The organism is Kumtagia sp., assembly GCF_059502445.1.
In genome coordinates, this window is the sequence record NZ_JCACER010000109.1 from 1 (window position 1) to 11,082 (window position 11,082).

Annotated in this window: 12 protein-coding genes and 1 tRNA gene; 3 read left to right on the forward strand and 10 right to left on the reverse strand. The window is 61.9% G+C overall.

The genetic code is table 11. The features are described 5' to 3' along the window. From rpoB to AC5JDC_RS28990, 8 genes are all read right to left on the reverse strand, one after another. Positions 1-2,088: DNA-directed RNA polymerase subunit beta (gene rpoB / locus AC5JDC_RS28955; protein WP_495846978.1), on the reverse strand; the 2,088-nt coding region annotated here is incomplete at its 3' end. 197 nt (positions 2,089-2,285) lie between these two features. Then, positions 2,286-2,666 carry a 50S ribosomal protein L7/L12 gene (rplL, locus tag AC5JDC_RS28960; RefSeq protein ID WP_495846980.1) on the reverse strand — a complete coding sequence of 127 codons (381 nt, stop codon included), beginning with the start codon at positions 2,664-2,666 and terminating at the stop codon, positions 2,286-2,288. 54 nt (positions 2,667-2,720) lie between these two features. After that, the gene (gene rplJ / locus AC5JDC_RS28965; RefSeq protein WP_106775394.1) at positions 2,721-3,239 is read right to left on the reverse strand and encodes a 50S ribosomal protein L10; all 519 of its coding nucleotides are present in this window, start codon (positions 3,237-3,239) and stop codon (positions 2,721-2,723) included. A 369-nt stretch (positions 3,240-3,608) separates the two neighbouring features. Further along, a complete protein-coding gene (rplA, locus tag AC5JDC_RS28970; protein WP_495846982.1) occupies positions 3,609-4,307 on the reverse strand; it encodes a 50S ribosomal protein L1 in 699 nt (232 codons plus the stop codon). A 4-nt stretch (positions 4,308-4,311) separates the two neighbouring features. Beyond that, positions 4,312-4,740 carry a 50S ribosomal protein L11 gene (gene rplK / locus AC5JDC_RS28975; RefSeq protein ID WP_106775392.1) on the reverse strand — a complete coding sequence of 143 codons (429 nt, stop codon included), beginning with the start codon at positions 4,738-4,740 and terminating at the stop codon, positions 4,312-4,314. 151 nt (positions 4,741-4,891) lie between these two features. Then, positions 4,892-5,431: a transcription termination/antitermination protein NusG gene (nusG, locus tag AC5JDC_RS28980; protein WP_106775391.1), complete on the reverse strand. Its 540-nt coding sequence runs from the start codon at positions 5,429-5,431 to the stop codon at positions 4,892-4,894. Positions 5,432-5,456: 25 nt separating this feature from the next. Then, positions 5,457-5,660 carry a preprotein translocase subunit SecE gene (secE, locus tag AC5JDC_RS28985; RefSeq protein ID WP_495846985.1) on the reverse strand — a complete coding sequence of 68 codons (204 nt, stop codon included), beginning with the start codon at positions 5,658-5,660 and terminating at the stop codon, positions 5,457-5,459. Positions 5,661-6,008: 348 nt separating this feature from the next. Continuing rightward, positions 6,009-6,084 (reverse strand) — tRNA-Trp (locus tag AC5JDC_RS28990). Between the two features lie 288 nt (positions 6,085-6,372). Here AC5JDC_RS28990 and AC5JDC_RS28995 point away from each other — a divergent pair. The 3 genes from AC5JDC_RS28995 to AC5JDC_RS29005 all read left to right on the forward strand — a co-directional run bounded on the left by AC5JDC_RS28995 (position 6,373) and on the right by AC5JDC_RS29005 (position 9,045). After that, a complete protein-coding gene (locus AC5JDC_RS28995) occupies positions 6,373-7,206 on the forward strand; it encodes a hypothetical protein (RefSeq protein WP_495846987.1) in 834 nt (277 codons plus the stop codon). A 76-nt stretch (positions 7,207-7,282) separates the two neighbouring features. Next, positions 7,283-7,978 (forward strand): hypothetical protein, encoded by a 696-nt coding sequence (locus AC5JDC_RS29000; protein WP_495846989.1) that lies wholly within the window; start codon positions 7,283-7,285, stop codon positions 7,976-7,978. After that, complete coding sequence (locus AC5JDC_RS29005) at positions 7,954-9,045, forward strand: ELM1/GtrOC1 family putative glycosyltransferase (protein WP_495846991.1); 1,092 nt, start codon at positions 7,954-7,956, stop codon at positions 9,043-9,045. Before AC5JDC_RS29000 ends, AC5JDC_RS29005 begins: the two co-directional genes overlap by 25 nt. A gap of 251 nt (positions 9,046-9,296) precedes the next feature. Here the strand turns inward: AC5JDC_RS29005 and AC5JDC_RS29010 are convergent, their stop codons facing one another. Further along, positions 9,297-10,001 (reverse strand): hypothetical protein, encoded by a 705-nt coding sequence (locus AC5JDC_RS29010; RefSeq protein WP_495846993.1) that lies wholly within the window; start codon positions 9,999-10,001, stop codon positions 9,297-9,299. A 211-nt stretch (positions 10,002-10,212) separates the two neighbouring features. Then, on the reverse strand, positions 10,213-10,935 hold the full coding sequence (locus tag AC5JDC_RS29015) for a TylF/MycF/NovP-related O-methyltransferase (protein WP_495846995.1): 723 nt from the start codon (positions 10,933-10,935) through the stop codon (positions 10,213-10,215). Between the last annotated feature and the right edge of the window lie 147 nt (positions 10,936-11,082).

An 11,082-nucleotide genomic window follows, 5' to 3' on the forward strand; every position in this document is an offset into this window, starting at 1 on the left:
CTGCATGTTCGAGCCCATCAGGGCGCGGTTGGCGTCGTCGTTCTCGAGGAACGGGATGAGCGCGGCGGCGACCGACACCATCTGCTTGGGCGACACGTCCATCAGGTCGACGTTCTCGCGCGGCGCCATCATCACCTCGCCGGCATGCCGGCAGATGACGAACTCGTCGACGAAGCGACCCTGCTTGTCCAATTCGGCGTTGGCCTGCGCGACGAAGTGCTTTGCTTCCTCCATCGCCGACAGATAGACGACGTCGTTGGTCAGCGTGCCGTCGACGATCTTGCGGTACGGGCTTTCGATGAAGCCGTATTTGTTGACGCGGGCAAACGTCGCCAGGCTGTTGATCAGGCCGATGTTCGGGCCTTCCGGCGTCTCGATCGGGCAGATGCGGCCGTAATGCGTCGGGTGCACGTCGCGCACCTCGAAGCCGGCGCGCTCGCGGGTCAGGCCGCCCGGCCCGAGCGCCGACAGGCGGCGCTTATGGGTGATCTCCGACAGCGGGTTGGTCTGGTCCATGAACTGCGAGAGCTGCGAGGAGCCGAAGAACTCGCGCACGGCCGCAGCCGCCGGCTTGGCGTTGATCAGGTCCTGCGGCATGACCGTATCGATCTCGATCGAGGACATGCGCTCCTTGATCGCCCGCTCCATGCGGAGCAGACCGACGCGGTACTGGTTCTCCATCAACTCGCCGACCGAACGCACGCGGCGGTTGCCGAGGTTGTCGATGTCGTCGATCTCGCCCTTGCCGTCGCGCAGCTCGACCAGCGTGCGCACCACCGCGATGATGTCCTCCTTGCGCAGCACGCGCACGGTGTCCTCGGCGTCGAGGTCGAGGCGCATGTTCATCTTGACGCGGCCGACGGCCGACAGGTCGTAGCGGTCGGCGTCGAAGAACAGCGAGTTGAACATCGCCTCGGCCGTCTCCAGCGTCGGCGGCTCGCCCGGGCGCATGACGCGGTAGATGTCGAACAGCGCGTCCTGGCGGCTCTCGTTCTTGTCGACGGCGAGCGTGTTGCGGATGTAGCCGCCGATGTTGATGTGATCGATGTCGAGGATGGAGAATTCCTCATCGCCGGTCGACAGCAGCACCTTCAGCGTCTTCTCGTCGATCTCGTCGCCGGCCTCGAGATAGATCTCGCCGGTCTGGAAGTTGACGATGTCCTCGGCCAGGTAGCTGCCGAGAACGTCCTCGTCGGTCGCCTTGATGGCCTTCAGGCCCTTGTCGGCGAGCTGGCGGGCCTGGCGCGCGGTGATCTTCTTGCCGGCTTCGACGACGACCTCGCCGGTATCGGCGTCGACCAGGTCGTTGACCGCCTTCAGGCCGCGGAAGCGCTCGACATTGTAGGGAATGCGCCAGTGGTCGCCGGCACGCTTGTAGATGATCTTGTTGTAGAAGGTCGACAGGATCTCCTCACCGTCCATGCCCAGCGCCATCAGCAGGCTGGTGACGGGGATCTTGCGGCGGCGGTCGATGCGGGCGTGCACGACATCCTTGCTGTCGAACTCGATGTCGAGCCAGGAGCCACGATAGGGGATGACGCGCGCTGCGAACAGCAGCTTGCCGGACGAGTGCGACTTGCCCTTGTCATGATCGAAGAAGACGCCCGGCGAGCGGTGCATCTGCGAGACGATGACGCGCTCGGTGCCGTTGATGATGAAGGTGCCGTTCAGCGTCATGAGCGGCATGTCGCCCATGTACACATCCTGCTCCTTGATGTCCTTGATCGACTTGGCGCCGGTGTCCTCGTCGATATCGAACACGATCAGGCGCAGCGTCACCTTCAGCGGCGCGGCATAGGTGAGATCGCGCTGCCGGCACTCGTCGACGTCGAACTTCGGCGCCTCGAACTCGTACTTGACGAATTCGAGCATCGAGGAGCCGGAAAAATCGGAGATCGGGAAGACCGACTTGAAAACGGCCTGCAAGCCCTCGTCGGCACGCCCGCCCTTCGGCTCGTCGACCATGAGGAACTGGTCGTAGGATGCCTTCTGCACCTCGATCAGGTTCGGCATCTCCGCAACCTCGGGGATGTTCCCGAAGAACTTGCGTACGCGCCTGCGGCCATTGAATGTCGCGGTCTGGGCCATCGTCGCTCCTTGCTCGCTTGGGGCCGGCCTGCCGGCCTGCCTTGCATCTCGTGACCGCAAAGTCCGCGGTCAGTCCTAAAACGGGTGAAAACCCGTTTCCTGAAAGCCGCTTGCGGCCTTCAGGAAAGAGGTTTTCGAACGCATGCCCCTGTCATGGGGACCGGCGGACGGATGCCCGTCCGCCGGCAACCATGCACTTACTTCAGCTCGACCTTGGCGCCGGCAGCTTCCAGCTGCGCCTTGATCTTGTCGGCGTCGGCCTTGTTGGCGCCTTCCTTGACCGGCTTCGGAGCGCCCTCGACCAGGTCCTTGGCCTCCTTGAGGCCGAGACCGGTGATCGCACGCACTTCCTTGATCACGTTGATCTTCTGTGCGCCGGCATCGGTGAGGATGACGTCGAACTCGGTCTTCTCCTCGACCGGAGCGGCAGCGGCGGCAGCGCCACCGCCGGCAGCGGCCACGGCGACCGGGGCAGCGGCGGAAACGCCCCACTTCTCCTCGAGCAGCTTCGACAGCTCGGCGGCCTCGAGCACGGTCAGGCTCGAGAGGTCGTCTACGATCTTGGTGAGATCAGCCATTTTTCAGTTCCTTTTGAAAGTTCGAACAGGTGTTGGTGATAGCGAGGAACGGCCTCACGCCGCTTCGTCCTTCCGGGCATAGGCGCCGATGACGCGCGCGACCGAAGCCGCGGGTGCATTGACGACCTGGGCGATCCGGGTTGCCGGCGTGGCGATCATGCCAACCAGCCTGGCCCTGAGCTCGTCGAGCGAGGGCAGCGAGGCCAGAGCCTTGACGCCGTCCGCATCGAGAGCGGTCTTCCCCATCGCGCCGCCGAGAATGACCAGTCTGTCATTCCCCTTGGCGAAATCGGAGGCGACCTTCGGTGCCGCAACCGGATCTGCCGAGTAAGCGATCAGCGTCTGTCCCTTGAACAGATCGATGATGCTCTCGGATTCCGTGCCCTGAAGAGCGATTTTGGCGAGGCGGTTCTTCGCGACTTTGACGGTGCCGCCGGCAGATCGCATCTTCCCACGAAGATCGTTCATCTGCGCAACGGTGATACCGGCATAGTGGGCCACGACGACCGAGCCGGCGCTCTTGAAAGCGTCGTTCAGACCCGTGACGAGCTCGCGTTTTTCCGCTCTATCCACTGCCTATCTCCAGTTGACCTCACCCTTTCGGGCTTGGTCGGTTGCCTTTTGCCGGGCGGGCGTCCAATTTCTGAATCACCCGAACGACGCTCGAGGATCCTGCCCCCTTTCGCCAAGCCGACGGGCCGAAGCCGGCCGGCACGCGGACAAAAGGCACACACGGTTCGAACCTTCCATCAGGGTCTTGCAAGACCCGTTTGTCCGGTCGTCACCCGTCTCATGCAGGCCCAAACGAATTAAGGCTGAGCCGCCTGCAATCTCGGACAGGATAGTCCGGAAGCGATCTTCTGCTTCCAGTATCCGGGCCGGCGTGCGGCCCGGAATTCGTCGGAAGGCTGGGCCTTTGCGGCCCGGCCTTCACGCAAAGGATCAGGCGGCGCTGAGGCTCGCCAGATCGACCTTGAGGCCGGGCCCCATGGTGGAGCTCACCGACATCTTCTTCATGTAGACGCCCTTGGCGCCCGTCGGCTTGGCCTTGTTGACGGCGTCCGCCAGGGCCCGCACGTTCTCTTCAAGTGCAGCCACGTCGAAGGACACCTTGCCGACGCCGGCATGCACGATGCCCGCCTTCTCGACGCGGAACTCGACGGCGCCGCCCTTGGAGGCCTTGACCGCCGCCGCGACGTCGACGGTTACGGTGCCGACCTTGGGGTTCGGCATCATGCCACGCGGGCCGAGCACCTTGCCCAGACGGCCGACCAGCGGCATCATGTCCGGCGTGGCGATGCAGCGGTCGAAGTCGATCGTGCCCTTCTGCACGATCTCGACCAGATCCTCCGCACCGACGATATCGGCGCCGGCGGCCTTGGCCTCGTCGGCCTTGGCGCCCTTGGCGAAGACGGCGACGCGCACCGTGCGGCCGGTGCCGTTCGGCAGGTTGACGACGCCGCGCACCATCTGGTCGGCGTGGCGCGGATCGACGCCGAGATTGAGCGAGACCTCGACGGTCTCGTCGAACTTCACCGCGGAACGCTCCTTCAGCAGCTTGATCGCTTCATTGAGAGCGTATGCCTTGTTGCGGTCGAGGCCCTCGCGGGACTTCGCAACGCGCTTTGCTACCTTTGCCATCGTCTCAGCCCACCACTTCCAGGCCCATCGAACGGGCGGAGCCTTCGACCATGCGCATGGCGGCTTCCACATCGTTGGCGTTGAGATCCTTCATCTTGGCGGCCGCGATCTCGCGCACCTTGTCGCGGCTGATCTGGCCGGCCTTGACCTTGCCCGGCTCCTTGGAACCCGACTTGAGATTGGCGGCCTTCTTCAGGAAGTAGCTCACCGGCGGCGTCTTCATGACGAAGGTGAACGACTTGTCCTGGTAATAGGTGATCACCACCGGAATGGGCGAACCCTTCTCGAGCTCCTGCGTCTGGGCGTTGAACGCCTTGCAGAATTCCATGATGTTGATGCCGCGCTGACCAAGCGCCGGGCCGATCGGGGGCGACGGAGTCGCAGAACCCGCGGCAACCTGGAGCTTGAGCTGGCCCGCTACTTTCTTAGCCATCTCTTTCCTGCCTCTGTTTCATGCCGGCCATCGCCGGCGGTTTGCAGTCTGGTGGTGCGGAAGCCACGGCCGGCTAATGCCGCCTTTCCTCCCACCGCGAACGAGGAGCGCTGCCGCCCTCGCCGCCCCGCCTCTAGCGGGGCATCTCCGGTCAGCCCTTCTCGACCTGACCGAATTCCAGATCGACGGGCACGGCGCGCCCGAAGATCGACACTTCCACCTTGAGTCGCGCCCGCTCGGCATCCACTTCCTGGACAAAACCGTTGAAGGACGCGAACGGCCCGTCGGAGACGCGCACCTGCTCTCCAACCTCGAAGATGACCGAAGGCTTCGGCCGCTCCACGCCCTCCTGAACCTGGTGCAGGATGCGCTCGGCCTCCTTGTCGGTGATGTGCATCGGCTTGGCCGTATGCTTGTCCTCACCCAGGAAGCCGGTGACGCGCGGCGTGTTCTTGACGAGGCTGATCACCGGATCGGTGAGCTCGGCCTTGAGCAGCACGTAGCCCGGGAAGAATTTGCGCTCGGCATCCACCTTCTTGCCGCGGCGCACCTCGACGACCTTCTCGGTCGGCACCACGATCTGCTCGATCTTGTCGCTCAGGCCCTTCTGCTTGGCCTTGTTCTCGATGTCCTCGGCGACCTTCTTCTCGAAGTTCGAATAGGCATGGACGATGTACCAGCGCGCCGCCATCAAAAATTCTCCGTATACGCAGGTATCAGCGGCCGAGGCCGAGGATCAGATCGATGCCCAGGGCCATCAACTGGTCGGCAGCGAAAAAGAAGATCATCGCGATGATGGCGAAGATCACGACCATCACGGTCGAAATCAGGGTCTCGCGCCGCGACGGCCAGGTCACCTTCGCCGTCTCGGACCTCACCTGCTGAAGGAAGATGAATGGATTGGTGATCTTCGATGCCATCTGCCGCTCTGTCTCGAGAGATCCGTTGGTTCGGATCTCCTGGATGTTCCCGTTGCCGGGAGAAATCGATCCCGGGCGGTGACGTCGGCACCAAATCAGCGCCTCGTTTTCACCCACGCAATTTAGACGCGTACAGCCAGCTTCCCAGCTCCACGCGTCGCGTGCCCGTCTGTCTACATAGAGCCGATTCCCGCTCCACGCAAGTGGCAAGCTTCGGCTCTCTCACCAAACGCCGCATCGGAACCATCCAGTCGTCCCGTTCCGGCTATGTGGCCGTTATGCCCGAAACGCGACGCTCTTGCAAGATGGCCGGCGTTTTGGCGGCCGATTCGGCGCAACCGCCATCGGTGGCAGGGGCAGCAGGGCTCGAACCTGCGACCTGCGGTTTTGGAGACCGCCGCTCTACCAACTGAGCTATACCCCTAATGGAGCGAACCGATAGTTCGCTCTCGGCAATTTTGCAATAGGTTCGCTGTTGCATTCTGGTCATGGGACAACAGCTTTGCGAAGCGCTCTATCGACTGTCCCTGTTAGATTTCGGTTGCCGGAAGCGCGAATTATGTTAGCAGACGCCATGTTGCGGTTGCCGGCCGCGATAATTGGAAGGGAACCTTTGGACACGAGCGAGAGCGAGGGAAGACCCGCTGTCATCAAAAGGAAGCGCCATTCGTTGTTCGCCCGCTTCCTGATAGCGAACCGAGTGCGGAGGTCCTTGACGTCCTCAGCTCGCTTTAACGAATTGGAGCGCTTCAAGCGCGGAGTTTCAGGCACCCTACCCCAACCGGGCGAGGGCGGCGTGATCGTCGCGGCATGCGACGACTACTATTACAAGCATTTCGCTATCACTCTCGTGCTGTCGATGGAACTGCTTGAGATCGCTCAGCGGCTACATCTCCATCTATGCGCGCCATCGCTGCAAGCAGTCACCCATATCGAACAAATGTCGAGATCGCTGCGGTACGTGTCGCTGACTTGGACAGTCGACGACTGCAATCTCGCCGAAGGCCTGCCGTATAAAACCATATATTACGCCGCTTCCCGCTTTTTAATAGCTCCGGCTGTCATCGAAGCGGCCGGCGCCCCGGTGCTCTGTATCGACATTGACGGCATTGCTATTCAAAAAATATGGCCTGCTTATGAACCGGTGCGCCGGGACGCCGATGTTCTGGTAACCAGGCGACCCGAACAAGAGAAGCCCTGGCGCAAGATATTGGCAGGCGCAATCGGACTTAATCCGACACCTGAAGGCGTCCGCTTCGCTGCAAACTTGTCGCGCGCACTGGCGTCGGTTTTGAGGCTACGCCCGAGCTATCATATCGATCAGATCGTCTTTCATTATCTAATGATTGCAACATCAAGACGCACAAATTTGATGGTCAAAGATATGCCGAAAAAATTCATCGACTTCGATTTCGCCAACGACTCCGTTATCTGGACAGCGCAAGCTTGGCGCGGGAAAGACTCGGACCGCTACAAGAACGCCCGCCGAGAAGTTTTGCAGAGGTTTCCTGATCTCGCCAACGTCTCGCGGGTGGTTGAGCCGTAAGGATTCCTCGTGAGGCAGAAGGCCGCGGCCAACCGCAATGCGCCTTGGCGGACGATTCGGTGCGGGAGACAGGCGAATGAGTGCTGAACCTACCCCGGCAATTGTCAGCAGGGACCTGGAACGAATCGCCGCGCGACACATGCAGTGGCTGGACGAACTCGGCATTCGACATAAGCCTTGGCTAATTCACGGATCTGCGCCCAACCCCACGATCCCTGCAGAAATCGCGCATAGCCACGCCCGCATAGACATCAACAATGCCGGACGCACGGCCGCCGCCCTGGGTCTCGGGCGGGCCGACCTGACGGTGCGTGCGCGAAAGAAATCCTGGGAGGAACATCCTCATATCGACACTCGCGGGCTCTTATGGATGCATACTTGGCCGCCCGCCCTTCTCCGGCTGCAACTGATCGGCAAGCCTTACGACCACATCGGCAGCCTCATGTCCCTGAAGCGGCCCGAGCGCGACGCTATCGTCACCCATGTGGCCGGCGTCTCCGTCCGGGCAGTTGGAGATCTGGGCAAGGTCACCAACGGGGTGGCCATGATCTGCTACGCGATGCTCATGGGCGTGCCTGAGGTCGTGGTCGCGGGCATCTCGCTTTCCAAGGTCGGCCACTCCTACGATCAGCAGGGCCGCCCGCGCCGGCAGGTCGAGGAGGACGCGTTCATCCTCGAGCGGCTGCGTTCGCGGGCAGAGCTGTTCACGACCGAGCAAGATCTGGCCAGCGACGCAGGGCTCAAATTGTGGAATTCCAGATCGGCCGATTGATGCTGACCGCCGGTTCATCGCAGGTTGCGTTTGTTGACGCGCTGCTTGTAAATAGTGGTGCAAAGATGCGCGTGTGGACAGTAAGCGAAGCCAAGGCAGGCACCTTGACGCAGTGCCTGGGTGTGGCGCGCCTGATCGATCCAAAGCCGTATCAGGTCGTGGTCAAGCGCGAGCTTCCGGCATGGCGGCGGGGCATCTTTTCTCCCTATCGTCGTCTGAAAGTGCCCGAGCCCCAGCTCGTCGTCTCCTGCGGCGGTGTTGCGAACTCGCATGTTGAAGCGATCGTCGCGGCCTGCAAGGTAAAACCTTTCACTGTCCACCTCGCGACGCCACAACCGGAATATACCGGGGTCTTCGACATGGCGTTCATCTCGCGCCACGACTGGAGCGATGAGAAGGCGCGTCACACGAACTGGCATGAGATGGTCGGCGTGCCCCATCAGATCGACCACCAAATCGTCGACCGGCTCCGCGAGCAGGCGCGCAAGCGCTGGGTTTCCAAGGGCGACAAGGTCGTTACCGTGCTCGCCGGCGGGGCGAACCGAGCCTATCTCTACGACGACGCGACGATCGATCGCCTGATCGAGACGGTCAAACAACTGGCCGCCAATGGCTGGACCGTGCTCGCCTCCACCTCCCGCCGCTCGCGTGCCGATCTGCTCGACCGGCTCCTCTCTTTGCGCAGCGACAGAATTGTCGTCTGGGATCGCCAGGGCGAGAACCCATTTCGCGACTTTCTCGCAGCGGCCGACGCATTCCTTGTGACCAAAGATTCGATCACCATGACGTGCGAGGCGCTGGCCACGGGGCGACCGACTTATGTTTTCGATCTGGCCAAAAACCCCGGCGCCCGTCTCGATAAATTCGAATGGTTCCATCGCGACATGAGCGAGACGCTCAAGCTCACAAGACCATTCAACGGCACGCTCGAAGGGTATGATTACGAGCCGCCTCACGAATCTCGGCGCATTGCCAGCCTGATTGAAAGCGAAGTCGCGCGGCGGCGACCCGATCTCGCGGAACATGCCACTCGGAGGGGGAACGCTCGCAAGAATGCGGCGAAATAGCTGGACGCAGGTTTTTTCCGCCGTCGCCGCAACCTACGATGATGCCTTCATCCATCACCACAGCTGGCTTGAACGCCACAAGCATCTTGGGCGAACCTGGTTCTTTCTTTCTCGGCTCCGCGTCCGATCCGACGATCAGAGGATCGTGCCGCACTTACTGTCATGGCCGAACGCTTTCCCGACGTTTCCACGACCGAACAAAGCGTCCACGAAGCGACAGGGCTTCCGCTTTATCGACCTGGCTGATGCTCCTATCCGTCGTAAAGGGGTAGGCCGGTGAGACGGTTCAGATTCTCTTCAGTCGTCGAAACGAAGGGATAGGTCGCAGCGATCTCTTTAAGAGCCGCGCGGTCCTCGGCGACATGACGGCGCTTCTTGCCCACCCCGTTGTAGTCATGACCGTTCGACTCGAGCGACATGCCGGCCACGATGATCTGGGGCACGCCGAGCGCCAGCCCGTAGGCGAGAAGGCTGATGCCGTTGGATGGACGCTTCTCCTCGCCAATTCCGGAAAAAAGCGAACCGAGCGCGCGGACGATGAACTGGTCACGCTCCACGCGATACAGTTCGGCCTGGTTGGACCGGGAGTAGCCGATGAGCCGCTTCAATTTGGCGCTCAAGGGAAAGGCTCTTCCCATCATCAAAGTGTTGCTCGACTTGAGCCCGGCAATCTGCTGTGGTTCGGTCTTGGTCAGGAGAAGCGTCAGATCGGCGTCCGGGAGTCCGCGCCTTTTCGCCGAATGCCCCGCATATTTCACATAGACGTAGGCAGTGTTCTCGGGCAGGCGATCTGGGATGGTAGGAGACGGCGCGGAACCGAGCACGAACCATGGCCGGCCGAGAAGACCTCTCTGCTGCGCCCAGTTGCGATGGAACCCAAGCGTCCTCTGCCATTGAAGCTCTGCCTTGGAATCAACCGCAGGCGCCGGAAACGGCAAAAGTGCAGCGTCAGACATCTCGATCCCCAAGGCTTGTGGGAAGCGCTCGGATTTGCCGAGCAGACGCCCCGATTGCCACTAGCTGAAGGAGGACTCTACCTTGTCATCCCAGAAACAGAAAGGGCGGGTCCGTGAAAACTCGGCCTCCAGATCGACGCTTGCGGAAGCCTAAGATCCTCACGACGACGCCGGCAAATCGTGACCTGTCGATCCCGACAGACGAGCCGAGCTACTGCTTGACGACGATCGCCTGGCCTGTCGGGATTTCGATCACCCCCTCCGGACGTTCGGCGAAGAACTCGTCAAAAGCCTTGCGGGCCCCCGGACATTTGGCGGATCCGTAATCGTCGCAGACGATCAGGCCGCCCTGCTTCGTCCGCCCGTAGAAGAAGTCGAGCGCATCGCGTGTCGGCTCGTAGAGGTCGACATCGATATGAACCAAGGCAAAGCTGCGGTCGGCCACCGCCGATAGCGTGTCCGGTATCCAGCCGACATGAAAGCGAACGTTATCGAAGTCGGCGAGATGCTTACGCGCCACAGCCTCGTCAGTGCGCAGGTCGCCGGCGGCCCAACTGAGATCACCCTTCTCGTTCCGATCTTCCAAGCTTGGTTCGGAAAGTCCGGCAAAGGAATCGAAGAGATGATAATCGCGCTTGCGGAGATCGGCGGTCAGCATGAACAGAGCCGAGCGCCCCTGGCGGACGCCGCACTCGGCCACATCGCCTTCGAGGCCGCCGATCGAGCGCAAACAACTCTGCAGCACGAAGCAGCGCGGGTCGGGAATGCCGGCGATTCCATTGGCCCGCTCGCGCGCGCTTGCGAAGAACGGCTGGTCCTTCCAGACCATATGCGCGGTATAGTGATAGAAGCCGTAGCGCAGGGCAGCTCGCTTCAACTGCCGCTTCCAGACGACCCGCTTGTTCTGCTCGGAGCCGAAGGCGAGCGTCATCATGTCCCTGAGCTTCATGCCTAAAGCGCCCCCGGCTGCTTAAAACGCCGGCCGGGGCGCGAGAGCGCCCCGGCCGAGCTTCCTTTTTCGTGTCGTCTTATTCAGTGATCGACACGACGACGCCGGCACCGACGGTGCGGCCGCCCTCGC

Coding starts and splice junctions, on each gene's coding strand:
- rplK (WP_106775392.1), bottom strand. CDS start 4,740: ATGGCTAAGAAAGTAGCGGGCCAGCTCAAGCTCCAGGTTGCCGCGGGT.
- AC5JDC_RS29000 (WP_495846989.1), top strand. CDS start 7,283: ATGAGTGCTGAACCTACCCCGGCAATTGTCAGCAGGGACCTGGAACGA.
- nusG (WP_106775391.1), bottom strand. CDS start 5,431: ATGGCGGCGCGCTGGTACATCGTCCATGCCTATTCGAACTTCGAGAAG.
- rplA (WP_495846982.1), bottom strand. CDS start 4,307: ATGGCAAAGGTAGCAAAGCGCGTTGCGAAGTCCCGCGAGGGCCTCGAC.
- rplL (WP_495846980.1), bottom strand. CDS start 2,666: ATGGCTGATCTCACCAAGATCGTAGACGACCTCTCGAGCCTGACCGTG.
- AC5JDC_RS29015 (WP_495846995.1), bottom strand. CDS start 10,935: ATGATGACGCTCGCCTTCGGCTCCGAGCAGAACAAGCGGGTCGTCTGG.
- secE (WP_495846985.1), bottom strand. CDS start 5,660: ATGGCATCGAAGATCACCAATCCATTCATCTTCCTTCAGCAGGTGAGG.
- AC5JDC_RS29010 (WP_495846993.1), bottom strand. CDS start 10,001: ATGTCTGACGCTGCACTTTTGCCGTTTCCGGCGCCTGCGGTTGATTCC.